The 23,674-nt window shown below is 62.4% G+C and carries 24 protein-coding genes and 4 tRNA genes; 9 read left to right on the top strand and 19 right to left on the bottom strand.

What is annotated here, in order from left to right:
• Positions 1-162: 162 nt before the first annotated feature.
• From VNH11_17315 to VNH11_17305, 3 genes are all read left to right on the top strand, one after another.
• A tRNA-Leu gene (locus tag VNH11_17315) sits at positions 163-238 on the top strand.
• Between the two features lie 152 nt (positions 239-390).
• Positions 391-477 (top strand) — tRNA-Ala (locus VNH11_17310).
• 13 nt (positions 478-490) lie between these two features.
• A tRNA-Ala gene (locus VNH11_17305) sits at positions 491-577 on the top strand.
• Between the two features lie 127 nt (positions 578-704).
• Here the strand turns inward: VNH11_17305 and VNH11_17300 are convergent.
• Together VNH11_17300 and VNH11_17295 are read right to left on the bottom strand one after the other, a co-directional pair.
• A complete protein-coding gene (locus VNH11_17300; GenBank protein HVA48129.1) occupies positions 705-1,331 on the bottom strand; it encodes a hypothetical protein in 627 nt (208 codons plus the stop codon).
• The gene (locus VNH11_17295) at positions 1,328-1,660 is read right to left on the bottom strand and encodes a hypothetical protein (GenBank protein ID HVA48128.1); all 333 of its coding nucleotides are present in this window, start codon (positions 1,658-1,660) and stop codon (positions 1,328-1,330) included. The genes VNH11_17300 and VNH11_17295 overlap by 4 nt, the downstream gene beginning before the upstream one ends.
• Positions 1,661-2,362: 702 nt before the next feature.
• Here VNH11_17295 and VNH11_17290 point away from each other — a divergent pair.
• Entirely contained in the window at positions 2,363-3,319 is a 957-nt protein-coding gene (locus VNH11_17290; GenBank protein HVA48127.1) for a DUF1559 domain-containing protein, read from the top strand.
• Positions 3,320-3,367: 48 nt separating this feature from the next.
• Positions 3,368-4,429 (top strand): DNA polymerase III subunit delta', encoded by a 1,062-nt coding sequence (gene holB / locus VNH11_17285; GenBank protein HVA48126.1) that lies wholly within the window; start codon positions 3,368-3,370, stop codon positions 4,427-4,429.
• Between the two features lie 119 nt (positions 4,430-4,548).
• Here holB and VNH11_17280 read toward each other — a convergent pair whose 3' ends face one another.
• The 8 genes from VNH11_17280 to VNH11_17245 all read right to left on the bottom strand — a co-directional run bounded on the left by VNH11_17280 (position 4,549) and on the right by VNH11_17245 (position 14,196).
• On the bottom strand, positions 4,549-4,893 hold the full coding sequence (locus VNH11_17280) for a twin-arginine translocase TatA/TatE family subunit (GenBank protein HVA48125.1): 345 nt from the start codon (positions 4,891-4,893) through the stop codon (positions 4,549-4,551).
• 53 nt (positions 4,894-4,946) lie between these two features.
• Positions 4,947-5,165: a twin-arginine translocase TatA/TatE family subunit gene (locus VNH11_17275; protein HVA48124.1), complete on the bottom strand. Its 219-nt coding sequence runs from the start codon at positions 5,163-5,165 to the stop codon at positions 4,947-4,949.
• Positions 5,166-5,465: 300 nt separating this feature from the next.
• The gene (locus tag VNH11_17270) at positions 5,466-7,562 is read right to left on the bottom strand and encodes a hypothetical protein (GenBank protein HVA48123.1); all 2,097 of its coding nucleotides are present in this window, start codon (positions 7,560-7,562) and stop codon (positions 5,466-5,468) included.
• Entirely contained in the window at positions 7,562-8,479 is a 918-nt protein-coding gene (locus VNH11_17265) for a Bpu10I family restriction endonuclease (protein HVA48122.1), read from the bottom strand. The genes VNH11_17270 and VNH11_17265 overlap by 1 nt, the downstream gene beginning before the upstream one ends.
• On the bottom strand, positions 8,454-9,800 hold the full coding sequence (locus tag VNH11_17260; protein HVA48121.1) for a DNA methyltransferase: 1,347 nt from the start codon (positions 9,798-9,800) through the stop codon (positions 8,454-8,456). Before VNH11_17260 ends, VNH11_17265 begins: the two co-directional genes overlap by 26 nt.
• 8 nt (positions 9,801-9,808) lie before the next feature.
• On the bottom strand, positions 9,809-10,234 hold the full coding sequence (locus VNH11_17255; protein HVA48120.1) for a biopolymer transporter ExbD: 426 nt from the start codon (positions 10,232-10,234) through the stop codon (positions 9,809-9,811).
• Positions 10,235-10,330: 96 nt separating this feature from the next.
• Positions 10,331-11,179, bottom strand: coding sequence for a MotA/TolQ/ExbB proton channel family protein (locus VNH11_17250; protein HVA48119.1), 849 nt, complete (start codon positions 11,177-11,179; stop codon positions 10,331-10,333).
• 5 nt (positions 11,180-11,184) lie between these two features.
• Positions 11,185-14,196: a tetratricopeptide repeat protein gene (locus VNH11_17245; GenBank protein HVA48118.1), complete on the bottom strand. Its 3,012-nt coding sequence runs from the start codon at positions 14,194-14,196 to the stop codon at positions 11,185-11,187.
• A 512-nt stretch (positions 14,197-14,708) separates the two neighbouring features.
• On the opposite strand from VNH11_17245, the gene VNH11_17240 reads away from it, so the two are divergent.
• Positions 14,709-14,903, top strand: a complete 195-nt coding sequence (locus VNH11_17240) for a hypothetical protein (protein HVA48117.1) — start codon at positions 14,709-14,711, stop codon at positions 14,901-14,903.
• 52 nt (positions 14,904-14,955) lie between these two features.
• Here the strand turns inward: VNH11_17240 and VNH11_17235 are convergent, their stop codons facing one another.
• The 8 genes from VNH11_17235 to VNH11_17200 form a co-directional block, all read right to left on the bottom strand.
• Entirely contained in the window at positions 14,956-15,606 is a 651-nt protein-coding gene (locus tag VNH11_17235) for a Uma2 family endonuclease (GenBank protein ID HVA48116.1), read from the bottom strand.
• Positions 15,607-15,703: 97 nt separating this feature from the next.
• Positions 15,704-16,639, bottom strand: coding sequence for a DUF4351 domain-containing protein (locus VNH11_17230; GenBank protein ID HVA48115.1), 936 nt, complete (start codon positions 16,637-16,639; stop codon positions 15,704-15,706).
• Between the two features lie 248 nt (positions 16,640-16,887).
• Positions 16,888-17,928, bottom strand: coding sequence for a DUF1080 domain-containing protein (locus tag VNH11_17225; protein HVA48114.1), 1,041 nt, complete (start codon positions 17,926-17,928; stop codon positions 16,888-16,890).
• Between the two features lie 79 nt (positions 17,929-18,007).
• Complete coding sequence (locus VNH11_17220; protein ID HVA48113.1) at positions 18,008-19,003, bottom strand: DUF4351 domain-containing protein; 996 nt, start codon at positions 19,001-19,003, stop codon at positions 18,008-18,010.
• Positions 18,954-19,238 carry a family 16 glycoside hydrolase gene (locus VNH11_17215; protein ID HVA48112.1) on the bottom strand — a complete coding sequence of 95 codons (285 nt, stop codon included), beginning with the start codon at positions 19,236-19,238 and terminating at the stop codon, positions 18,954-18,956. Before VNH11_17215 ends, VNH11_17220 begins: the two co-directional genes overlap by 50 nt.
• Positions 19,216-19,848 (bottom strand): hypothetical protein, encoded by a 633-nt coding sequence (locus VNH11_17210; GenBank protein ID HVA48111.1) that lies wholly within the window; start codon positions 19,846-19,848, stop codon positions 19,216-19,218. Before VNH11_17210 ends, VNH11_17215 begins: the two co-directional genes overlap by 23 nt.
• Positions 19,845-20,339 (bottom strand): hypothetical protein, encoded by a 495-nt coding sequence (locus VNH11_17205; protein ID HVA48110.1) that lies wholly within the window; start codon positions 20,337-20,339, stop codon positions 19,845-19,847. Before VNH11_17205 ends, VNH11_17210 begins: the two co-directional genes overlap by 4 nt.
• A 194-nt stretch (positions 20,340-20,533) precedes the next feature.
• Positions 20,534-20,728, bottom strand: coding sequence for a hypothetical protein (locus VNH11_17200; GenBank protein ID HVA48109.1), 195 nt, complete (start codon positions 20,726-20,728; stop codon positions 20,534-20,536).
• 279 nt (positions 20,729-21,007) lie between these two features.
• Between VNH11_17200 and VNH11_17195 the strand changes: the two genes are divergently transcribed.
• The gene (locus VNH11_17195) at positions 21,008-21,448 is read left to right on the top strand and encodes a response regulator (GenBank protein ID HVA48108.1); all 441 of its coding nucleotides are present in this window, start codon (positions 21,008-21,010) and stop codon (positions 21,446-21,448) included.
• 58 nt (positions 21,449-21,506) lie between these two features.
• Here VNH11_17195 and VNH11_17190 read toward each other — a convergent pair whose 3' ends face one another.
• The gene (locus VNH11_17190) at positions 21,507-21,680 is read right to left on the bottom strand and encodes a hypothetical protein (GenBank protein HVA48107.1); all 174 of its coding nucleotides are present in this window, start codon (positions 21,678-21,680) and stop codon (positions 21,507-21,509) included.
• 142 nt (positions 21,681-21,822) lie between these two features.
• Here VNH11_17190 and VNH11_17185 point away from each other — a divergent pair.
• Positions 21,823-21,922, top strand: a tRNA-Sec gene (locus VNH11_17185).
• Positions 21,923-22,101: 179 nt separating this feature from the next.
• Positions 22,102-23,469 carry a DUF1501 domain-containing protein gene (locus tag VNH11_17180; GenBank protein HVA48106.1) on the top strand — a complete coding sequence of 456 codons (1,368 nt, stop codon included), beginning with the start codon at positions 22,102-22,104 and terminating at the stop codon, positions 23,467-23,469.
• Positions 23,470-23,674 lie beyond the last annotated feature (205 nt).

The raw sequence follows: 23,674 nt of genomic DNA, 5'->3' as shown, positions 1-23,674 counted from the left end.
GTGGCGCAACTGGAAGACGCACGACGCTCAGAACGTCGGCCCCTCGTGGGCGTGGGAGTTCGAGTCTCCCCTTGGTCACTTTGACGCAGGTGGGCCAGTGCTCAGTGGAGCCTCATAAGCTCCGCGCGCCGGGTGCGACTCCCGGAACTGCCACTTGAACATGGCCGGGTACGCAAACTGGCAAAGCGGCGAGGTCGAGAGCCTCGTGAATTTGTGGGTTCGACTCCCACCTCGGCTACTTGAACGATGATCCCGTGGTCCAACGGCGACGACGCTTGGTTGACGTCCAGGAAACGATGGTTCGATTCCATCCGCATGTCCCTGGAGGCGACTGACCTTTGCAACGTCGGTGCGATGGGTTCGACCCCCATCAGGTCCACTCGACAACATGGGCTGCTGGTCCAACGGGACGACGCCGGCTCCGCAAGCCGGCCCGTAATCCTGGAAACCTGGGCGGTTCGATTCCGCGGCGGTCCACTGAAAACGCAATGGGCTCATCGTCTAAAGGGAAGACGCCAGTCCGGCAGGCTGGCCCAGTTCCCAGATGACAGGGCGGGTTCGATTCCCGCTGAGTCCACTCGATTAAACGGAAGGTAGGCGGATACGGCTTGCCGCGCCGCTTTGCTAAAGCGGTTCCCAGAAAACTGGAATGAGGGCTAGACGACGAACTTTCGCTCCTCGTAAGTGGCCGGTTTAACGCGCCCTTACGTGGCCGGTTTTAGGCGCCCCATGACACAGGAACCGGCGCGAGACGTTGCCCCAGCCGTCCCGGCGCGGTCTAATGGCCTTGCGGGGCTAGTTCTTTCCAACTGTCGGCCAAGAGGGATTAAATGCTCGACATTGCCAAACCAGAGGCTGTGCCTGACTGCGGCGGCACCAGGTGATTGCGGGCCGCCGCGGCAGATGGACTGTACCGCGAGCGCAAGTTCGCGGGCGTCGTGCTCAACCCGCCCAGCGGGCCGCTTACCATCGCCCATGTCCAGGTCGTCGGCATTGGGCAGCACGTACCTCGGTGCCTTGCGGTCCATCGGCCCCTTGCCGAATTGAAACTCGTACATGTGTTCGTCAAAGCGGTCAAAGGCGTCGAAGATGGCGTGGTGCAGGTCTTCGAGGGTCTGGTCGCCACGAATCTGGATGGTCCGCGAGATCACCGGATTCTTCTTGGCGAACTTCTCGCTGATCGGGCCACCCATCAAGAAGACTTCCAGGGTGTATAGTCGCACGTCGCCCTTCTCGGCAAGCTGGTGCAGCTTTACCGGCGAGTTTTTCCGTGCCCTTGGTAGCTCCTTTCTGGGCCGGTCAGAATCGCAAGCTGGAATATGTCGGTTCACCGTCTTTGTCGTTTGCCTCGACGCTTTCCCAGGAGATAGCTCTGCATCAGTTTTCGGTTTTCTGCGGTGGTCGAAGTCGGTTCGGCTTCCTTGCACATTCGGTCGTACAGGGCAAGAGCGTATTCCCAAAGCTCGTCGGCAATGGCATTGTCGGCCTGCGTCGTCTCGAATGCCGTCAACACGATCTCAACCAGTGGCAGGAACTCCGAATCATCGATAGCGGGCCCCTTATCCTGACGAGCAAACATCCCGTCAATTTGAGCTTTGCCGAGTTCGATCAGGAGCGTCTTGTCGTCGTCGTTCCTGAGGTCTTCCTTCCCATCACGCATGAGGCAACGTTCGCGTGCAAGTCAGGTAGCTACTTGTCCAGCAGTCGCCCCCGCGCAGCATCCGGTCACTCCATCTCGCGCCAGTCCGGCAGTCCCTTCCTCATGCTCTTCGTCGCGCGTGTTCTACCACGCCCGGTTCGGGATAGCCGCAGTGCCCCTGGCTCGCCAGGTCTTGCAAGGTGTACTGCACCACCGCCTGTGCCCGATAAGGGCTGTTGCTGCCGCACGTAACGCTTCCAACTCGTTCGCGCGGCAATCCGCTTGCGAAGCGACGGCTTGCGAAATCCCCACTTCATGCGGCACTTACCGGGCGAACGGCACAGGGACTGTGCCTGCTACTGAAGGCGAACGGCACGCAACGGCACAGGCAACGAGCCTGCTCGTTTCCGGTGATCCTACACCAGTGGGGTGGCCCGTGCAAACGGATTTCCCACGCGCGTGCGCGATACCGCCGCTGCGCTCGAGTGCCTGTTTCTTCGCATCTTCCACCGTTTCAAAATCGGCGGCCCGTCCTGCCGGCGATTTTTTCGCCGCGAGTGGCGAAAGAATCGCCATGTCGCAGGGGGGCATCATGGCGGGCGGCTCGATTGCGCTCAAATCTGCCGTGATTTCCGCGGATCCCAATTGCACCGCCGACTTCGGCGCACGGCGTGCATAGGGACGGCCATCCGGAACGAAATTCGATGGGAGGAGAGCAGGCCAATGCCGACGCGGAAAGGTTTTACGCTGGTCGAACTGTTGGTGGTGATTGCGATCGTCGGCATTTTGATCGGGCTTCTGCTGCCGGCCGTGCAGGCGGCACGCGAAAGCGCGCGGCGGACGCAGTGCGTGAACAATTTGAAGCAGATGGGCATCGCTTTTCAGAACTACCACGATGCGATGCGTCGCTTGCCGCCCGGCTACCTCGCCGCCGGCCCGTATGTCGACGGAGAAACCGACACCACGCCCGGCTGGGGCTGGGCCGCGTTCCTGCTGCCGAATATGGAGCAAAACGCGGTCTCTCAGTCGGCCAACTTCAGCCTCCCCGTCCAGCACCCCGCGAACGCCCGTGCGGTTCAAACCTGGGTCGCCCCGTACCTCTGTCCTTCGGACATCGTACCCGACACGCCGTACGCCCTGCCCAATGCGTCGGGCAGCACGGTGGCGCTGGCGGCGCCGGCGAGCTACGCTGCTTGCACCGGCAGCGATGCCTTCGAAGTTTTCGCGGCGACCGGCGACGGCCTCTTCTACCGCAACAGCGGAACGCGGTTCGCTGAGATCCTCGATGGAACGACCTTCACGATCCTGGCCGGTGATAGAGCCTTCGGAATTTCCCAAGGCATTTGGGCCGGGGCGATGAACAACGCCGCGGTCGTGCGAGGCAAGTACAACACCTGCCAGCCCGTCGTGGCGGGTACGTACTTGCAAGCTTCCGGACTGACTCTTGCGCACGCCCACTTGAACAACGCCGCATTCGACGGCAACGACGGCGCCGGCCTCGACGACTTTTCGAGCATGCACCCGGCAGGCTCGAACTTCGTCTTCGCCGACGGCTCCGTCCACTTCATCCAGACCATCGCCGCGGACGGCCCAAACGGTTACACGAGCGAAGGTTTGATCTTTCAACGGCTGGGGACCCGCGGCGACGGCCTGACCGTTCCGGGTGATTTTCTGAAGTGAGCGGGCGAGCATCTTCCGCCTTCGGCCCGCTGGCCTTATCTTGGGGGCATGAGTTGGCAAGGCATCGAAGGACATGACGACGTTGTGGAACAGTTCCGCCGCACGCTGGGCCGCGGGCGGCTGGCCAGCACCTATTTGTTCGTGGGGCCAAACGGCGTCGGCAAGCACGCCTTCGCCCACAAGCTGGCCCAGACGCTGTTGTGCCAGACCAATCCGCCCGAACGACTCGAACCGTGCGGCCACTGCGCGAGTTGCCAGCAGGTGCAGGCCGGGACGCATCCCGATTTGATCGTCGTGGCCAAGCCGGACGAGAAAAGCGAAATCCCGGTTCAGCTTCTGATCGGCAGCGGCGACCGGCGGATGCGCGAGGGGCTGTGCCACGACATTTCGCTCAAGCCGTTCATGGGCGGGCGACGGGTGGCCATCATCGACGACGCCGACTATCTCAACGAGGAAGGGGCGAATTGCCTGCTCAAAACGCTGGAAGAGCCTCCGCCGCGGTCGGTGATCATTCTGGTCTCGAGCAGCGTCGACCGGCAGTTGCCGACCATCCGCTCGCGATCGCAAATCATCCGCTTCGCTCCGCTGGCCCGCGACGTCGTGGCTTCGCTGTTGTTGTCGCAAGGCATAGCCGCCAATCACGAGGAGGCGCAGCGGCTGGCGACCTATAGCGAAGGGAGCTTGGCACGAGCGCGCGAGCTGGCCGGCGCCGAGTTGTGGAAGTTCCGTGGCGAGTTAGTCAGCCGGTTGGCCGAGGCACGGTTTGACAGCGTGCGGCTGGCCAAGGCCGTGCTGGCCTTTGTCGACGAGGCGGGCAAAGAAGCGCCGTTGCGGCGAGCGCGTGCCCGGCAGATCGTGACGTTCGCGGCCGAGTTTTACCGGCAGCTCGTGCGGCGCTTGACCGGCGTTTCCCCGACCGGCGACGCCGAGCTGGCGAAGGCGGTCGAAATCGCGGCCATGAATTGGCCGGCTGGCGGAGAAGACGCGGTGGCCTGCGTCGAGCGATGTTTTGACGCGCTGGCCCACATCGACCGAAACGCCAACCAGGCGATCTGGATCGAATGTTGGGTGGACGACCTCTCGCGGCTGATTGCCCGAAAAGCCGCGTAGCGGAGTCGCTGTAGGGTGGGACCAGCGAGCTTGCGAGCGCCTGCCCACCGATTGCGACGTCGATTACGGTGGGCCAGCGCTCGCAAGCTCGTTGGTCCCACCCTACATCTACTGGCGACCTACGTCTGGCCGAACGGTTTTTCGCCGGCGTCGGGCGGCACGGTTTCACGGGGCGGCTCGGAAGACGCGACGTCGTTGGGAGGCTCTTCCAGCGTCGGCTCCGAAGCGGGCGGCTCGAACTTGGGCGCCGTCGCCTCTTCGCGGTCGTCGATTTCATGGTAGCGCCGCACCTGAGAAGGACGCGAGTCGGACTGGTGCAACTCGTTTTGCAGATCCTGCATTCCCTTTTTGAACTCCCCCAAGCTCTTGCCCACCGAGCGGGCCACGCTCGGCAACTTGGAGCCGAACAGCAGCACCGCCACCACGCCCACCACCATCAATTCGACTGGACTTAGACCAAACATACCGATCTCCCCGACCAGTTGAGAGTTAATTCAGGACTTACAGGGCCGAACATTCACGGATTGCCCGACGGAGCCGCACCGCCGCCTTCCGTGTCGTCATGCTCGATCTCGTTCACGCCTTTCTTGAACTCGACCATGCTCCGCCCCAGCGAGCGCATCAAGCTTGGCAGACGATTTCCGAACAGCAACAACACCACCCCGCCCACCACCAACAGCTCGACCGGACCGACGCCAAATATGCCAAACAACGGAACCCCAAACAGCGCAAGCATGGCCGAGTTCTTTCAGATGAGCGTGGCAGCCGAATACCGTAGCGGACGACTGCCAGCGGAAGTTTTAGGCGGGCTTCGACGACGGCCCGCGCTACGGCTGCGCAAGGCCACCGCCATCAATATGCAATTGTACTGGCGAGCGGGTGAGTGTCAAACACCCGTCGCCCGCTTACGGCGTAAGCCGTGTAGGGTGGGGCCAGCGAGCTTGCGAGCGCCGGCCCACCGCAATGGACGTCGCAATCGGTGGGCCGGCGCTCGCAAGCTCGCTGGTCCCACCCTACGGAATAGTAATGCTGGCAATCACTTAGCGTCGCCAGCGGCCTCGGCGGCCTGCACGTAAAGCGGCAAAAAGCGGTAATAGACCTCGAGGCAAAGTGCCCCTAGGGCGGTCGAATAGACGCGGCCGCCATGCCCGCCCCAAACCGGGTCGGGATCCCAGCTTCCCGACAGGTCGCCCTCGGTGCGCTGGCTGGCGATGAGCGTCGGCTCCAGGGCGTTCTTCCACCGCTGCCAATGCGCGCCTTGCAGTTGGAACATGCCCAGCGTGGCGTAGTACCAGTAATAAAAGTTGCTCGGGCCGCGTCCGGGCAAGCTGGTGGCGATATAATCGCCCGCCTCGTCGCTGGCCGGGTTGTTTCGCGCCAGTCCCAAAAACTGCCGGCAGACGAGGGCCTCGGCCGTCATGCTCACGGTGACGCGCTCGCCGGCCACGCTCATCGGCCGGTAGCTGGCCAGTCCGCCGTGCCTGCCCGACGAAACCGTCTGCAGGAAGCGGAGCATCCCTTGCCGGGCCTTGGGGGGCACCTCGATGCCGGCCAACTCGGCACTTTTCAGTGCCATGAGCTGCCAGCCGAGCTGACTCGTGTCGCAGACGGTCTCGGCGGGCTTGTAGCGCCAGCCGCCCGAGTGGGCCTGCGCGGCCAGCGTATAGCCGATGGCCTTTTGCACCGGCACTAGAAAGCGATCGTCCTGGGTCATGGCGTAGGCTTCGCTCAACGCCAGGGCGGCCATGCCGTGGCAATACATGATGGCGAACTGATCGGCGTCGCCGCTGAGGTTGCCGTTCTCCTTTTGCGTGGCCACAAGGAATTCCAGCCCGCGATCGACGGTGTCTTGATAGTCGCCTTCGAGCTGCGTGTGGCCGTTGCCGAGAAAGGCGAGCAGAGCCAGCCCGGTGACGCCGTTGTCGGCCTCGACGCCGACGTTGTAAAGGTGCTGGTTGCCGATGCGGCGGTCTTGTCCGGCGCCGAAGCGGCTGGCGTCCCAGCGGCCGTCGGTGTGCTGATGGGCGGCCAACCACTTGAGCGCCGCCGCGACCGCGGCCTCGGTGGCGGGCGAACCGCCGTGCGAGGCGATGATTTCGGCCTTGTGCAACGCGCGGCGGTTTTCATACACCCGCGGAGTTTCGCCCGGCTCGTCGGAGGCCGGTTTGCGCGGGGCCAGCAGGGGGTTGGCAATCATGTCGGGCCGGAGTGCGGCCGCAGGCGATGCGGCTTCGGCATTGCGACGGGCGTCGCGGTGGACGATCGAGCCGAGATTCGCTTCCCGCCGCAGGTCGTCGTTGGCCGTGCGGCGGTTCGAGTCGCTCAACGTCTCGGCATCGAGCGGCGTGGCGCTGCGGGCCGGCTGATCGCTGGAGGGCGCCGGCGACAAGGGGCCGGGCTTGGCCGCGGGCAACTCGACCATTCGCGGCAGGGCCGGCACGTCGCTCAACTCGCCCGGCAAGCCTGGCGCAGCGGCCGACATCGTGGGAGGGCCGGGCTTTTTCGGCGACTCGGCTTTCGTCGGGCCTGTGCGTTCCACGAGCGCCGGGTCGCGGGTCTCGCGGCGGCTGGCGGCCGGCGCTTCGATCGGCTCTTCCTCGGCGGCGTCGATCGTCGATTCTGGTTTCACCTCGGCCAACGACGCGGGATCGGGCCTGGCCATTTCGGCCGGCATCAGATCGGGATCGGCCGGCAACACGGCTGATACATCGACGTTTTCATCCAGCGGCTGGGCGATCGGCGGGGCCTCGGGGCGGTCCAGTTCGCTGGGTTTCGAGTCGGGCGGGGAGTCGGTGGCAAATGTTTCCCATGGTTTTGCGGCCGCGGGGCTTCCGCTGGCGGCGCCTTCTTGCTCGTCGGAGTGGGGATCGGCGTCAACCAGTCTGGCGCGGGTCACCTCTTCGGCCGGCGCCGCGCCCACGATCTCGATGGTCGTGGCGTAGGTGGCCAGCAGGGCGTGGGTGAGCAGCGACAAAATGATGCACTTCTTCAGCGGCTGCGACTGGCCCCAGCGCGTGACCATCATCAAGAGCAGCGTGGCCGTGACGCAGATCATCCCCAGCCACACGATGCCCAACAGCAACTGGGGCCCCGTGAGATAGTCGAGCCAGCGGTCGAGGCGGAGGGAGGTCATCAGAAATAGCCCTGCTTGAGAACCGTGTTTTCTTCAGGTTCCTCGACGCCGAAGAGCCCGCTGAGGTGGTTGACAAAACGCAAGAACATGTCTGGGTTGAATGGGTTGTCCTGGAGGAATTTAAGGAACTTCTTCCGACCAGCTTTGCGTCCCGCGGACGTGCCAAAGCTCGCGCGAACGTTCGAGGACATTCGTTTTTGCTTGCGGAGAATGATGACCTCGTCAATATCGGTGGGGGCCGTGCTCTGCGGCAGCATGTCCAGCCATTCACATAATAGAAAGTATTTCGCTCCGGTGACAGCGGCCTTTGTGTCGTGGGCTGTCGCGACCGCCTCTTGAAACATCGTCTTGTCGAGGTTGGTTTTGCACTCGGCGCATACGTAGCCGACATAAAGCGCCTTGGTCGTCGCTTCCTTGAAATGTTCGTCATGCGATGCCCGGAGGTAAACCGCTTTTCCGATGGCAAAGTCCTGGTCCTTGGTTCGGACGGTGATTCCGCCGCCCTTCGCCGGGGCATCGAGGCTCGAGGCGAAGTAGATGGACGAGAAGGTCGTGTTGGGCCCGATCGCGATTCCCGTCGTGTCGCGGTCCCGCATCACGCACTTGTAGACCAGGTGCGGGAGAAACTCTTCGATCACGCTGTTATCGAGCTTGGTCTGGCCTTTTTGGCGGTAGAGAAAGTCCGCTTCCCGATCGAAGATCACCTCCACGTCGAGATAGAGCCTGTAGTCGTTGAGCAGCGCCACCATCCGCTTGACAAGGTCATCGACACTGCTGCCATTTGCGCTGCGCAGTTTCTTCACCCACTCGTCATATCTGCGGATCGCCCCTTCGATGACCGGCTTATCTTCCGGCGGAAGCTTGTCGTTGGCCAAGGTGGCCTGCAGCTTTTCAAGATGAGGCGTGGGCAGTTTCATGTCTCTGATGCGCGTCAGTATTTAGGCGAAAGTAGACCGCGGACGGCTTGACTTCGGCAGCCCTACGAAGGGAATCGTGGAGATCTTCCTCCGATTCCACCGGGCAGTAGTCGAGAGCTTCCGTAAGCACTTCCTTTGCAATCGCGCCCGGTGCCTCGTTTTCGGCCCGCGCTTCGTCCGCACGGCGAAAATGCAAGATGTCTTCGTAGATGAGCCTGCCAAATTTGTTCTTGAAGACCCGCTCTTGCCGTGATTCCGCCGACAGTGCCGCACAGCGAGTGCCGATGCGGACGACAATGTCACCGTTGTAAAACGGTGTCTTGCGCACGTTCGATTCCCTCCCAACGACAAGAATGATCCGGGCCGACGGCTTGCAAACCCGCCGCATTTCTGCCAGCACCTGACACATGTCGAGGCAATACTGAATCACCGTCAGAAATCGATTTCCCCGATGCTTCCTGTTCGCTCCAATTTCCGACTTGGCTACGTGCAGCAGGTCCCAGCCCATCGCCTCGGCCGACGCGCGGTATTGTTGGTGGTAGTTAAAGACGTTGATATAGGGTGGGGAAGTGGTAACCAAGTCGACCACTTCCGGGCCCAGTGGTAAATGTCTGGCGTCACAGTTCACAAAGTCGACCGGCTCGTCCGTGAACGGCAACTCAAGAGTTTGTCGTGATAACTTGCGCCAGGTAGCGAAGATTCTCTTCATAGCCACGTCAGGCCCGTAGAAATCGAGAAGTACGATGAGTGTTTCCAGCAACCGGCCGGTTCGCGACCCTGCCCCTTGCCGCCTCCAGAGATTCAGGAGTTTTTGTCTCGCGCCTGCCTCATGGCCGGGCTCGCCAAGGGCTGAAAACAGCGGACCAAATCCGAGCGCGTCGACGAGTGCCTCGTCAATTTCCTTAATCGTTTCCTTGCGCGTCTCTACGGAGTCGTTCATAAAGGCGTAGGTCTGCGCCATTTTGCAGGCGGCGGGGTTGATCTCGGCTCCAAACGGTCGTTGTCGCAGGCGGGCCGCTTCAACAAGAACCGTTCCGCTTCCCATAAACGGGTCCAGCACGATATCCCCGCGCCGGCCGTAAGTCTCGAGGAGCACGTGGACCAACTGGGGAGAGAACTGCCCATTCCACGGAAAAAGGTTGCTTCGGACCTTGCCGTCAATATTCAATCGGTCTTGTGAAATGGATGTCGCATCCAGGGACACATCGGCCAGACGGCACACCACGCGGGTCGCAGGGTTCTCAGTCGAATGTGATGCAGCGCCAGGCTCATCGCCAGTGAAAAGCACTCGGGAGCGGCATTGCCTGGCATGGTCCGTCATTTTAGCTTCTACCTCTGCGGTGGATTGGCCAATCTTACCGAAATCCCCAGTTCCGAAATGCCCGCCTGCTTGCAGGCGTTCAGCACCTCGGCCACGCGTTGAAACTTTCCTTCGCCGTCGCCGCGGACCAGCACGCCGATGTCGGCATATTGCCGTCGCGCCTCGGCCAGCCGATCGGTCAGACTCGGCAAGCTCGGCACAACTTGCCTGTCCATTTCGATCACTCCGTCGCGATAAATGTTAATGGTCTTCTTTTCCGGCGGGGCGGAGAGGGCGCTAACGTCGCTGACTTCGGGCACAAACAGGTCGAGCCGACGCTCCTGCTCCGTGAACTTGCTGGCGGCCATGAAAAACAGAATCAGGCAGAACAACACGTCGACCATCGACGTCAGGTTCAAGCTCGGCGCTTCGTCGCGATAGGTCTTGAGGGGCATGGTAGGGCGATTTTGGATTTTCGATTTTGGATTTTCGATTCCAAGGGAAACACCGACCTCAGCCTGTAATCCAACATCCAAAAACCAAAATCAGCATCAGGTTACTGGTTCTCGGCTGCGGGACCGGGTCGATTTCACCGTGGTCTGCAATGCTTCGGCCGAAATCGCTGAAACGACGTCCTGGCCGAGGGCGTCGATCTCGATGATCAGCCGGTCGACGCGGCTGAGGAAAAACAGGTAGCAGACCAGGGCCGGAATGGCGACCGAAAGACCGGCCGCCGTCGTAATCAGCGCTTCGCTGATGCCCCTCGATAGCAGTTCGGGCTTGCCCATCGCGTCGTGGCCCGAGATGTCGTTGAACGCTTTGATCATGCCGAACACCGTGCCCAGCAGTCCCAGCAAGGGCGAAATGGTGGAGACGGCGTTGAAGATGCGGATGTATTTCCGCAGGCCGTTGGAGGCCCGTTCGCCCGCGTCGAGCACCGCCTGCTCCACCTCCACGGCCTGACGGCCCCATTTTTTTACCGCGGCCGCAAACACCTGCGCCACCGGACTGCCGTTCTCCTCGCAAAGCGCCAAAGCTTTTTCTTTGTCGAGCTGCCCTTCGCCCAACTGGTGCAGAAACCGTTTCACGAACGGCCGCGGAATCACCCGGCCCCAACGCAGCGCGATCGCCCGTTCGAACACAAACACCAGCGTGATGAACGAGCAGAAGATGATCGGCACCATCAAGATGCCGCCCGCTTTGACGATTTGCAGCAGATTGCGCTGCGGAATCAGATCGCTCGTCGAGGCGGGCGCGGCGGCAACGGGCGATTGTTCCGCAGGATCGTCCTCTTGGGCCCAGGCGGAACCGGCGAATTGGCCGATCGCGAGCGCCAAGACGGCGACGACGCCTCTCAGCCAATTTGCAATTTGCAATTCCCCTTCGTTGTGTTGCTGCATCTCGATCATTTCTGCGCACGGGCCTCAAAGGCTTTCAACCGTCCGGCCGCGTCTTTGGCCAGCGGCGAATCGGGATACGCCTTGACCAGCTTCGCGTAAAGCTCCTGCGCCTCTTTCGGCTCGCCAAGATGTTCGTGGCACTTGGCCGCTTCGAACAAGGCCGCGGCCTGCCACATCGGGTAATCATACAGGATTTCGACCTTGAGATACTCGCGCAGCGCCGATTCGTAGTTCTTCTGGTGAAAGAACGTCTCGCCCAGCATCCATTGGGCCTTGGCCGCCGTTTCGGTCTTGGCGCCCGACTCGCTCTTGACCACGCGGCGATAGGCGGCGCGGGCCTCGTCAAACTCTCCCAAGCTGGCTTGGCAACGGCCGATCACGTAATCGATCTCGTAAAGCTGCTCGAAATCAGGAAAATCGGTCTCGATCTGCGAGGCCAACTCCAAGGCGTCGTGCCACTGCTTCTGATGGGTAAGAATCTGCGCCCGGCGAAGCGGGACCATCGCCAGCCACTTGTCGTTTCGGCCACTCGTGGACTCGGCCAACTCTCGGAACAACTCCGCCGCGCGATCGAACTCGCTTTGTCGATAGGCCGCTTCCGCCGTCAGGTAACGGGCCAACGGCAATAGCGGGCTGTCGGGGAAGTCGGCCGCCAGCCGCTGCAAAGGGGCCGGCACGCGCGGCCACTCGTTTTTCGCCGCCGCGATTTGTCCCTCAAGATAGAGTGCGTGCGGCAACACCTGCGGACCCGGCTCGCCAGCGATCAGTTCGGCGACAAGCTGTCCGGCACGTGCATAGTCCTTCGCTTCGTAGGCCCGCTCGGCCAGGCGATAGACCGCGTCGGCCCAAAAACGGCTGCGCGGCATGGCCGCCCGCGAACGCTCGAAGATCGCGTCGGCCTTGTCCAGCTCGCCCGCCGCGCGCAGCGCCCAGGCCCATTCATAAAGCACGGCGTCGTGCTCCGGCGAGTCGGGAAACTTGCGGTCGAGCTCTTCATAAAGCTTTGCGGCTTCTTTGGGCCGCTTGAGTCGCTCCTCAAGTCGGGCGGCGGCCAGCATCGCCAGGGCAAGTTGCGGGCTGGACCCATAAGCCTCCATCACCTGGCGATACGACCGCAGGGCCGCTTCGTGCTTCTCGAGATGGTCCAAAAGCTGCCCGCGAGCCAGGGCCGCTTCCGAGGCCAGCGGATCGCCGGCGTAATCAGCGAGCAACTGGTCCAAGGCCGCCACGGCCTGCGACGATTCGTCCAGCTTCACGCGGCTGCGTGCCAGGCCCCACAGGGCGCGAGCGCGGTAAGCCGATTTCTCGCTCGCCAACTGCTGATACAATTCGCTGGCCCAGGCCGGATCGTTCTGCTCGAGTGCCGCATCGCCCAGTGCCAGCACGGCCGCGGGCAACACCTCGCTGCCGGCGGCCTGCTGCGATGCCTCCCGAAAGACGGTCTTGGCCCGTTCAAGCTGGTTCGTCTTGGCCAGGCACACGGCCAACTCGGCGCGGGCCCAAGTGGCCGCCTGCGGTTCGGGCATGGCAGCCAGCAACCGTTCGAGCACTCCGGCGGCGTCCGCAAAGCGATCGAGCCCCACCAGCGACGCCGCCCGTTGCCGCTGGGCATCGATCCACAACTCGCGATCGTCGGCCGACGGCTGCTCGGCCAGCGAGAGGGCATCGATCGTCTGCAATGCCTCGTCGAACCGTGACTGGCCGACGTAGGCCGCGGCCAGCAGGCAGCGATCGGCGTTTTGCCGCTCTTGTCCGGCGGTTGTGAGCAACCTCTCGAACAGCACCGTGGCAGCCACGTAATCCTTTCGCGCCAACAGCGAACGTCCCACGATGCGATCGACCTGGGGCCTGAGTGCCGTCTGCCGATAATGCTCGCCGAACTGCGCGGCAAGCTGATCGACCGAGGGATGGTCGCCCGTCGCCAACGCCACCTGCATCAGTCCCAGCAGGCTTTTTTCCGCCAGTTCGGTCTGCGGCCAGTTCTTGAGCACGAGCGCGAATTCGGCTTTGGCCTCGGCCGTTTTGTCCGCGTGAAACAGGGCGTCGCCGGCGTGAAAATGGGCGGCGGCGGCCAACTTTTGGTCGCCGCCGGCCCGCTCAGCGGCCGCCTGCAAGCTTTCGGCGGCTGTGGTCCAATCACCCTGGGCGGCCTGTACGAGTCCCAGCCAATAGCGGGCTTCGACGGCCACCGAGGGTTCCTCCAGCAGCGATTCGAACCGCTGCCGGGCCAAATCAAGACGATGCAATTGAAACAGCGATTCTCCCTCGGCGAGTGCGGCCTTGGTCCGCAAGCCGCTACGGGCAAACCGCGGATGCTCGATGAGCTCCTGGAACGAAGCCAACGCCTGCTCATAGTCGCCCGTGGCATAGAAGCTGGCCGCCAGGCGGAATTGGGCGTTGTCGGCCAGGTTGCTCGTTGGCTTGGCGGCGACGGCCAAGAACAGCCGCCGGGCGTCGTCGTGCTGGCCCTGCGCCTCCAGCGATCGGGCCAGGCCAAACCGGCAATCATCCGCCAGCGGACCCTGGGCAAACCGCCGCAAGGCCTCGGTGAAAAGCTGTTGGGCCCGCGGAAAGTCATTGTTGCGCAAGGCCAGGTCGCCCAGGTAGGGCAAGGCGTAGGCATTGAGCGGGTCGTCGGGCAAGTCACGGGTAAAACGGTCGAGCTCGGCGCGGGCCCGATCGTAGTGCCCGGCCAGGTAAGTCGCCTCACCGGCCCGAAACCGCGCCTTGTTCGCCAGCCGGTCTTGGGGCGACTGTTCGGCAAAGGCGCGAAACGCCTGGGCCGCCTCGTCGAACCGCCGCAATTGCACGAGCGATTCGGCCAGATAAAACCGGGCTTTGCCGGCGTTGGCGTGCTGCGGGTAGTCGGCCAGAAACGTGCGGAACTCGTCGGCGGCGAATTTCCAGCGCTTTTGCTGATAGTGGCCCGCCGCCACGGCATACTGGTCTTCGGCCGGTCCCGCGGCAGCCGTAGCGCAGGGCAAAGCGAGCACGACCGCGACGAACGCCGGGGACATCCACTTTACTTTCGCACGCATCGCAGCCGTGAGGTTCCGTACAGGCAAACAGTTGACGGTTTCATCCTAATCCTGTTGCGCGGGCAGTGGCAAGTCCACCGCCCGCCCAGTGCTATGTCACTCGTCGATGGATGGATAGGTGGCGGATGCGCTTGGATCGGCGCGCCGAACGTGCTGTAACGCGCGCCGTCGCCCCGCGGGCAACGGCTGCCCGCTGCCTGGTCATCGCCGCAAAGCCGGGCCGGACGCGGCTTTTGTGCGGATCCGGTTCGCAACGGCACGCGAGTCGGCCATGCGGTACACGCTTTGCCGCTCTTGATGGTTGGACTGAAAGAGCAACCAGACCGTTGTTTTCAGGAGCGGGTCATGTTTACGATCGAACGGCGAAGTGTGCCGCAATCGCACGAGGTGATCTGGTGGGCGCTGGTCTTGGCGTTCGCAACGATCTTTGTCTTGTTGATGCACTGAGCGCCGAAAGCCAGGGCTCGGCTGCGCGAAAAAGGGAGGGAACGATGTTTCTCGAATTAGAAAGCGCCGAACAGCAGTTATTGATCGAGTTGGTCGCCGCTCGGCTCCACGAGTTGGAGCGGGCGGGCGGGGGAAGCACCTCGCAAACGGCGGAGGGACTGGACGGGCCTCGTCAGATCGAGGTTCTCGAGCACATCCTGCACCATCTGCACGAGGCGGAGTTCGACGTGACCTGTTAGAGTGTTCTGTGAGTCGTCGCCGGAATGACGCCATGCTGAGCGAACGTTGGACCTACACTTGCCGCGCCTCGGAACCACCCGTGTCGGTCAGGCGTTGCCGCAGTTCGGCCAACTCTTGTTCGAGTCGCGCCTTGTCGGCCATCGTCTGATCGAGTTTGGCCGCCATCTGCGCAGCGAACTCGCGCTCCTCCGGCGGAGTGCGAAGCCATTGGGCCGCAGCCGGATCATAGAGCCGAAGATCCTCGCTGTCCGCTTCGAAGTGCAAACCGAGCACCTCGCTGACCAACAGGCCCGATACCATCGGCATTGGCACGTCATGGCCCGCTTGAAGAAGAACGCCCTGCGGCGCCGGATCGAGATATTCGGCGTACGGGTCGAACAGAACGTATTCGCGGACGCCGAGGATGTCGCGATAGAGCCACTTTTTGTCGAGGTCTTCATCGCACGTGCCGGCGCTGGTGAGTTCGACCACCAGGTCGGGCCCCTTGCCTTCCTCCCAGAGCAGATACTTCTTGCGCGGCTTGTCTTTGGGCACGCCGCGCACCACGAACAGGTCGGGCGAGACGTGCTTCAGGCGGTCACCCGGCACGTAATAGATGAACAGGTTGGCGGCCACGAAGACCTGCGGGTCGCTGGCGTACCAGACATCGAGAGTCTCTCTGAGATACGACAGGTTGCGAAAATGGACGGGCGTTTCTCCCACGGGGCGGCCATCGGAATGGGGTTAACAATCGTCGGCGTCGGCCTCGGGCGGCCGCGGCGAAAGTGTAAGCCGCATATTCTTGCTCCGACTAAAAGGCTCAGGAATCCGGCGCCGGCGATACGCCGAGCCCCAACTCTTCAAGCGAGGCCGCCGACAATAGCGCGCGCCCCAACTCCATGAGCCGATCTTGCGGAAGCGCCTCTAGGTCGGCAAGCGCCTGAGGCGGCAATGGGCCGAACCGCTCTTCGAGCTGTCCTCGAAACAGTTTCAGCATTCCGCGTTGTTCTCCGCGCTGCTCAACGTGATCCAACAAACCCAATTCCATCGTTCGCACTCCCGGATCTGGATGGTTACGAAGCATGTTTTCAAATTGTTCCCGCTGCTGCTCGTCGGTCGGCAGATACGCGCTCACGCATTCGCAAAGCAACGTCTTTCGGTAAGCATTCACGGGAGAATGCACGAGCCGCTCCAGCGCCTCGCCAGCTAACGCTATTCTCCGCTCTTTCGGCACGCGCATCAAGGCCGCCAGGGCCACGCCCAGCCAATTGTCCTGCCTCAAATACTGCTCCGCGTCGAGGGCCGGCAGGCCGACGTACGGGTAATTGAAACGCACGAGCTGGTGCTCCCAGAAGTGCTCTTCGTAGGCGTCCCAGCCGATCCCGTCCAGGCCAACCCGCAGATAAACTCCGATCGGCAGCACCGGCAGGTCGTGGCGGCGGCGCAGCGGCTCGTAGTAATGAAACATCCGACGGCGGAGCGGCGCCGCGGTGTCGGCGGCTTCGATTTCGACGTGAACCAAGGCGAGCCAACTTTCGGCCGACCGCCCATCCGGGCCGGGAATCGGCTCGCGCGTCGCCAGCTTCGCGATGACATCGACAAAGCGGCTCTCGCCTTGCAGGGCATCGCTCACGAGCTCTTTGTCGAGCCATTCAACGCTATCGAAGTCGAACCGCTCAGCCCAGGGAGGGAAAAAGAGCCAAAAGAACTCGGCGAAGAATTGCTTGAGCAGTCTCTTGAAACGCGGGTCGTGCATCGGTTTCCTCTCAGACGGCCGCACCGGCAGGGGATGCTCGCAGACTGGATCTTTCGGTTGTACCCAACGAAACGTGCAATGCTGGCCACGAACCATCTTACCCGTCGAGCCTCACGAGACGCAGATTTTGAAATTCAATGCCCGTGTTTTGGTTCCGCAAGCAGATTTTGCCCTCAACCTCCTCCGCTCCCCAAGCTTCGTTCACCACCGCATCGTTTATCGTGACTTTAATCCGGTCATCCTTGCATTCAATCGCCCGCATCGGCGGCGCTCGCATCGCTTTCACTCCCGCCGCGCGGAAGCTGGCGGAGGTAGATGTTCTTGAAGTAGAGCCGCGTGCCGTGCTTTTGCAGCTCGATCGGCCCCTTTGAATAAGCCGGCTTGTTCGGCTCCCAAAAGTTTTCCAAGGCCACGTTGTCGACGACAACGACCTCGTTGAGCTTGACGCTCACACGATCTCCGGACATCGTGATTTTGAACGTATTCCATTCGCCGATGGGCTTGTCGGCGACGATCAGCGGCCGGCTGGCGTGGTTCTGGTTGTTGAAGAGCCCACCCGAGCCGACGCCTTTGGCCGCGTCGCTCGCGTGATCCCAGATTTGCACTTGCGGCATGCCGCGCAGATAAATGCCGCTGTCGCCGCCCGGCTCGATTTTCCAGTCGACCCAAAGCTCGAAGTCGCCGTAATCTTTCGCGGTCGCCAGACCGCTCCCCTGGCCGTCGAAAACGAGCATGGCATCACGCACGCTCCAATGCTTGCGCATTTCCGTGTCGGCCTGGTTTTGCGCCGCGGCCAATTGGGCTCGCGACGCTTGAGCGCGTTTGGCGGGACTGTCGAGCGGCGGCTTCGGCACGCCACGCCAACCCGACAGATCTTTGCCATTGAAGAGCGCGACGAACCCCTCGGGCGGCACGTTGTCTGCGGCCGGTTCCCGCGGCCACGCTTCAAGCTTCGTCACCTGCTTGGCCTTGGTTTCGAAGGTGATCTCGACCTTCTGCCCGGTCTCGAAGCGGTGCAGCCCCGATACTTCGCCCTTGAAGACGATCTTCGTAGCGCCGGCGATCTTGAACTGCGCGGTCTTCTCTCCGTTGGCGGTTTTGCGGCGAACGGTGATTGTGCCGGCCGCGACATCCACGGCCTCGATCGTGCCGGTAGCGGTCACGGTTTCCGCCGAGAGCGAAGTGCTAAATGAAAGAAGCGATGCTGTGACGACGATTCGGGCGATGTTCGGCATGATGCTGGATGTCAATTCATCAACCACAGGTGAATCCTCACTATCGGTGTCCATCGGTGCCATCCGTCGTTTCTTCCCTTGGATCTCGCGGCGTCGAAGCAACGGGGGCCGGCCGAAGAGGACCGACGGAGGCTCAGGAATCCGACGCTGGCGAGTTGCCGAGCCCCAGTTCCTCAAGCGAGGCCGCCGACAACAGCGCGCTACCTAGCTCTAGAAGCCGATCTTGCGGCAACACCTCAAGGCGGGCGAGAGCGTCGGGAGGCAAGGGGCCGAACCGCTCTTCAAGTAGCCGTCGAAATAGTTTCAGCATGCCGCGATGTTCGACATGGTCTAACAAGCCGATTTCCATTGCCTGAACTCCTGGGTCCGGATGATTTCGCACCATTTCTTCGAATTGCCGCTCCTGCTCCTCGTCCGTCGGCAGGTAGGCACTGAAGCACTCGCAGAGCAGCGTCCTGCGATAGACATCGTCAGGGCAATGCACGAGCCGCTCGAGCGCCTCACCCGCCAACTGTATTTTGCGTTCTTTAGGAACTTGCATCAAGGCTGCCAGCGCCACACCAAGCCAATTATTTTGCCGAAGGTATTGCTCCGCATCGAGAGCGGGAAGTCCGACGTACGGGTAGCTGAAACGCACGAGCTGGTGCCCCCAAAAATGCTCCTCGTACGAGTCCCAACCAATCCCGTCCAGGCCGACGCGCAGAAAAAGTCCAATCGGAAGCACCGGCAAGTCATGGCGGCGGCGCAGGGGCTCATAATAGTGAAACATCCGCCGCCGCAACGGCGCGACTCGGTCTGCCGCCTCGATTTCGACATGGACCAGCGCCAGCCAACTGTCGGCCGCGCGACCGTCGGGCCCCGGCACCGGCTCAAGGGTCCCTAGCTTGGCGATGAGGTCGACGTAGCGGCTCTCCCCTGCGAGTGCGTCGCTCATCAGTTCCTTGTCGAGCCATTCCAGACTGTTGAAGTCGAATCGCGCGGCCCAGTCGGGAAAAAAAGCAACCAAATGAACTCCGCGAAGAACTCCCGCAACAGCTTTTTGAAACGCTCGTCGTGCATTGGATCCTTGGCATCCGCACTCAATCGAATTTGATCTGAATCGTTTTTTCCGCGCCGGCGCGTCGAACATCGAGAGTCGCCGCCTCCCCGAGCGCGACTTTGCCCAAGACCGACATCGCCTCCTTATCACACTGGTAGCCCCTAACGACGTGATCACCCAGATCGCTGCTGCGATATTGGACGCCCGAATTCCCCGCCACGATGCGATAGGAGAGCCGTAGCTCGAAATCATGGACATTGCCCTGCCGCCAGATGATGCAGGTGTTGCGGCTGGCCAGGTTTTCAGGCGTCGTTTGGCCCGTGATCGCGCCGTCCTTGACAGCCCAGATTTTCGAGTCGCCGTCCCAGCCGTCGAGATCCCTTGCCGTTGAAGATCGGCTCGAAGCCGGCCTCGTCGTCTGCCGCGGACGAATCGCCGGACGGCGTGCCAGGGGCGACTGTGATCGCGGTGATTTGCTTTGTGGTTGTGTCGAGGCTGATGGTGACGCTTTGACCGGACTTCAGCGACGCGAGGTCGCGCGGTTGGCCGTCAACGAGCAGTTCCGCCTGCGGCGGCACCGTGAGCTTCGCCGTTTTCTCGCCTTTGGCAGTCTTGCGGCGAACGGTGATGGCGCGCGCGTCGGTGTCGATGGATTCGATGGTGCCGGTGGCCGTGACTGTCTCCGCGAAGAGCGGAGCGCCCAGGAAAAGGACGATGCAAACGATGGCGATTAGTCGAATACGCGTAATCATTGTTCGTTCATTCATTGCGGAGCGTAGTTCGCCGCGCAGTAACGCCCTTTCAGGGCTACGGCGGTTTGGTTGTCCGATAACCCAGGGTTCCGCTGCGCTGCACCCTGGGCTATCGAATGACGCACCTTCGGTGCTCCACTGTCCGTGGCCATCCGCGTTATCCGTGGTTGGATCATTCGTCATTCACTAAAAAAATCGTCGGTCGCTGATTCACCGTCGCTGTCAGTTGATTTACCGTCGCTGTCAGGAGCGAAGAAGTCGTCGATGGCGGCGTCATCGGCGGTCGAACCCATCGCGGCCGGAGGTGGTTGGTCGCCATCGGCAAAAAAATCCGCGGGGTCGTCGCTGGAAGTTTTCGGCGGCGGCGCCGACTTCGCGTCGTCGGCAAAGATGTCGTCCGTTGCTGTGCTAGAGGCCTCGCTGACGCTTATCGCGCGGGCGGAACCATCGTCGTCCGCCGCTTCGCGCGCTTCGAAAATCGCGCGGGCCTTTTCGGCGTCGTCCTTGACCGGTTTATTTGCCGATGCCGCTTTGTCTGGCATTAATTCTAATTGGGTCGACGAGTGATCGCGGGTCTTGTAGAACACAAACCCAGCCACCGAGATTCCCACAATCCCGGCGGCGAAGAGCAATGTCTTGTGCGCGTCTGACGGCGTGGGCACGACGTCGGGCAACACGATCTTGGGCCGGCGACGCTTGGCCGGCGGCGCGACTTCGATCGGCGCCGGATCGACTGCCTTTGGGATTACGACCGGCCACTTGGCTTGCGGCGCCACCAGCGGCGAACGCTGCTTGGCCATCAACTCGCTGTCATAAGCGTATTTGCGTGCGGCGTTGAGCAGGCACAGCTTAGCCGCGGCCAATTCGTTCAGCAGCCGCTGCGTTCGGGGGAATGAACCCCCGACTGAAACGTGCGGACGTGCGCCATCCGCTGATCGGCCGCCGACTCAATCGCATCGGGATCCGATTCAAAGTTCGTCAGACCGAGAAAGCGATAGTGGTTCGGAGGCTGTTCCCAGGCCGGAATGCCGAGCCACTTGTGATAAGGATCGAAGGGAGGCATCGCCTTTCCTCTTTCCGCCGCGCGGCGGGCCGATCGGTTGTCCGCACCGGCAGACCCGTCGCCGCACAGCAGCGCTGCTTGCTTCCTCGCCAACTTGCCCGACCGACGCGAGACAAACCGCCAGTCCGTTCGGACAGGGGCGAATTGACCAACATCGTATCCGCCCCTGTGGGCTGCCGCAAGTGGCCCGGATTGAAATCGTGTTACACGCTGACCGCTTGCATTGCCGCCAGCCATCCGCTACTTCTGATACTTACAGCGGTCCACCCTGTGCCAACGATGCGAGACGAACTCATGGCCGAGAAGACAACCAAGCGAGAAAAGCCCGAAGCGACCGAAAGCCAGGACGACGAACGGGCCGCTGGCAAGCGCATTTTGCTGGTCGATGACGATTACGAGATCATCGAGTCGATGCGGCTGACGCTGGAATCGCGGGGCTACACGATTCTGATTGCCCGCGACGGCAACCAGGGGCTGGCCATGGCGGAGCGCGAGAACCCCGATTTGCTGATTCTCGACATGATGATGCCCAAACGGAGCGGCTTTTTGGTGCTGGAGAAGTTGTTGCGCACCAAGCCCAGCCTGCCGGCCATCATGATCACCGCCAACGAAGGGAGCCGCCACAAGGCTTACGCCGAGATGCTGGGCGTGAAGGATTATCTCCGCAAGCCGTTTCCCATGGACCGGCTGCTGGAAAGCGTCGAGAAGCTGCTCGGTTAGGTGGCGTATTGTCGTAACGCTCCCGCGATTTCGTCGGTCGTTAGAAATTTGGGCGAGGTCACTCAGCCAGTCTCTTGAGCGCCTTGGTGTGCTGGCGATCGATCATTTCAACCACCGCTTTCAGCCTTTCGTGGTGTTCGTCGCTGGTTGTCGCCGGAACAACCACCAGCACCTGGCCATCCGTGCTGACTTCCAAGGGCGTCTGTGGATCGATGTTGAGCTGGTCGAGCACGGGCTGGTCGAGGATGAGCGCCCAACTGTCGCCATGTTTTGCGAGTTTTGTATCATCACATCCGCATTTGCTCGGACCACGAACCCCGGTTCCATGTTCATGGTATGATTACGCAATCAGGGAGCCTTTGCGACCCTGATAAGGAAGTGCCTGCACACCTGGTGGTGGCCACGGTCTTCAAAATCGCTGTGTCGCGCGCCAACCGCGCGACAGGTGGGTTCGATTCCCATGCACTTCCGCCATTTTTTACCGTGTTTTCCGGGGTCGTTTTCAGGTTGCCCATTTCGGCCGCGTCGAGGGGGGATCATCGAGAGCGCCGTATCCCGACCGCGCTTGCCGCAATCGCCAACTCCGGCGATACTACTATCTCCCGCCGAACGTGTTCCGCCCGCCTACCCACCTAACCAAAAACCCTGCCCGCATGACCCCTGCCGCTCGATTGCATCACCATCGCCTGGGACTCAGCCGCCGCGAGATTTTGCAGGTTGGATTCTCCGGCCTGCTGGGGCTGAACTTCAGCCAGGTGCTTGGCCGAACCGCCGTGGCCGACGAGCGCGGGCCGAACTTCGGCAGAGCGAAATCGGTCATCCTCGTCTTTTGCACGGGCGCCCCGGCCCATCAGGACATCTGGGACCTCAAGCCCGATGCGCCGGTCGAGGTGCGCGGCGAGTTCAAGCCGGCCGACACCAACATGCCGGGCGTGCAGATCACACCCCATCTGCCGCGGCTGGCGAAGATGGCTGACAAGTATGCCATCGTCCGCAGCATGACGCACGACTTGCCCGGCCACGAGCAGGCCACGCATTTTGTGCTCACCGGCGTCAACGCCCTGCCGGCCGGCGCCACGCACATGGCCAGCCGCAACGATTGGCCCTGCTATGCCTCGTGCGTGCAATACCTGCGGCCGCGCGGCGACGGGCTGCCCTCCGGCGTCATGCTGCCCACGTATTTGCACAACGGTTACGGCTTCTCCGGGCAAAACGGCGGCTTCATGGGCAGCGGCTTCGATCCCTGGCAGCTCACCCGCGACCCGAACGCCGCCGACTTCCGCCTGACGGAGCTCGACCTACTGCCCGGCCTCAGCGTCGAGCGGCTCAACCATCGCCGCGGACTGTTGGCCGATCTCGACCGCGAGCGCCGCGGCCTTTCCGAAGCGGCGGCCGCCGGCGATCTTTCGGCCCGCATGCAAAACGCCTATACGCTGTTGACCGAGAACGCCCGGTTCCGCGCGGCCTTCGACCTGGCAAGCGAACCGGCCGAAGCGCGCGACCGTTACGGCCGGCACCAGTTCGGCCAATCGCTGTTGCTGGCCCGCCGACTGGTCGAGGCCGGCATGCCGGTCGTGCAGGCCAACATGGGATCGATGAACAACTGGGACACGCACGGGCAAAACTTCCAGCAGCTCAAAGACCGCTTGTTGCCGCCGCTCGACCAGGGCCTCTCCGCGCTGTTCGACGACCTGGCGGCCCGCGGCTTGTTCGACGAAACGCTGGTCGTGGTGGTGGGCGAGTTTGGCCGCACGCCGCAGATCAACGCCACGGCGGGCCGCGATCATTGGTCGGGCGTGTTCAGCGCGGTCTTCGCCGGCGCCGGCGTGCGCGGCGGGCAGGCGATCGGCGCCAGCGACGCACAAGCGGCCTGGCCCGCCACGCGCGGCTGGTATCCGGCCGACCTGGGCGCGACGGTCTATAGCGCCTTGGGCATCGACCCCGGCAGCCAGATCATCGACCGTCTCGGCCGCCCGCATCGCATGAACGCGGGCGAAGTCATCGGGCCGCTATATGGGTAAGCCGGGGTAGTGGGCTCTTGCTCTGACAAACCTCTGGATGACGATATGCGATCTCGTTTGACTTGCGTTAACGGCCGGCGGTTACGTTCCGCGATTTCGCGGATGCGAGCGCAGACCGGACCGCAGTAATCCGCGGGGCGCGGAGACCGAGTTTGCGAGCGATGGTCCGCATTGCACGACGTCCCTTACGGTGGGCCGGCGCTCG

The organism is Pirellulales bacterium (assembly GCA_035533075.1).
In the GTDB taxonomy this organism is placed as follows: Bacteria; Planctomycetota; Planctomycetia; order Pirellulales; family JAICIG01; genus DASSFG01.
This window is presented reverse-complemented; position numbering and strand designations above follow the sequence as displayed.

What these genes read in the sequence shown, in the direction of transcription:
- VNH11_17200 (HVA48109.1), bottom strand. Translation starts at nt 20,728, where the DNA reads ATGCCTCCCTTCGATCCTTATCACAAGTGGCTCGGCATTCCGGCCTGG.
- VNH11_17275 (HVA48124.1), bottom strand. Translation starts at nt 5,165, where the DNA reads ATGCTTGCGCTGTTTGGGGTTCCGTTGTTTGGCATATTTGGCGTCGGT.
- VNH11_17240 (HVA48117.1), top strand. Translation starts at nt 14,709, where the DNA reads ATGTTTCTCGAATTAGAAAGCGCCGAACAGCAGTTATTGATCGAGTTG.
- VNH11_17180 (HVA48106.1), top strand. Translation starts at nt 22,102, where the DNA reads ATGACCCCTGCCGCTCGATTGCATCACCATCGCCTGGGACTCAGCCGC.
- holB (HVA48126.1), top strand. Translation starts at nt 3,368, where the DNA reads ATGAGTTGGCAAGGCATCGAAGGACATGACGACGTTGTGGAACAGTTC.
- VNH11_17250 (HVA48119.1), bottom strand. Translation starts at nt 11,179, where the DNA reads ATGCAGCAACACAACGAAGGGGAATTGCAAATTGCAAATTGGCTGAGA.
- VNH11_17245 (HVA48118.1), bottom strand. Translation starts at nt 14,196, where the DNA reads ATGTCCCCGGCGTTCGTCGCGGTCGTGCTCGCTTTGCCCTGCGCTACG.
- VNH11_17210 (HVA48111.1), bottom strand. Translation starts at nt 19,848, where the DNA reads ATGACGAATGATCCAACCACGGATAACGCGGATGGCCACGGACAGTGG.
- VNH11_17260 (HVA48121.1), bottom strand. Translation starts at nt 9,800, where the DNA reads ATGACGGACCATGCCAGGCAATGCCGCTCCCGAGTGCTTTTCACTGGC.
- VNH11_17290 (HVA48127.1), top strand. Translation starts at nt 2,363, where the DNA reads ATGCCGACGCGGAAAGGTTTTACGCTGGTCGAACTGTTGGTGGTGATT.
- VNH11_17225 (HVA48114.1), bottom strand. Translation starts at nt 17,928, where the DNA reads ATGGACACCGATAGTGAGGATTCACCTGTGGTTGATGAATTGACATCC.
- VNH11_17280 (HVA48125.1), bottom strand. Translation starts at nt 4,893, where the DNA reads ATGTTTGGTCTAAGTCCAGTCGAATTGATGGTGGTGGGCGTGGTGGCG.
- VNH11_17270 (HVA48123.1), bottom strand. Translation starts at nt 7,562, where the DNA reads ATGACCTCCCTCCGCCTCGACCGCTGGCTCGACTATCTCACGGGGCCC.
- VNH11_17195 (HVA48108.1), top strand. Translation starts at nt 21,008, where the DNA reads ATGCGAGACGAACTCATGGCCGAGAAGACAACCAAGCGAGAAAAGCCC.
- VNH11_17295 (HVA48128.1), bottom strand. Translation starts at nt 1,660, where the DNA reads ATGCGTGATGGGAAGGAAGACCTCAGGAACGACGACGACAAGACGCTC.
- VNH11_17265 (HVA48122.1), bottom strand. Translation starts at nt 8,479, where the DNA reads ATGAAACTGCCCACGCCTCATCTTGAAAAGCTGCAGGCCACCTTGGCC.
- VNH11_17230 (HVA48115.1), bottom strand. Translation starts at nt 16,639, where the DNA reads ATGCACGACCCGCGTTTCAAGAGACTGCTCAAGCAATTCTTCGCCGAG.
- VNH11_17255 (HVA48120.1), bottom strand. Translation starts at nt 10,234, where the DNA reads ATGCCCCTCAAGACCTATCGCGACGAAGCGCCGAGCTTGAACCTGACG.
- VNH11_17220 (HVA48113.1), bottom strand. Translation starts at nt 19,003, where the DNA reads ATGTTCGACGCGCCGGCGCGGAAAAAACGATTCAGATCAAATTCGATT.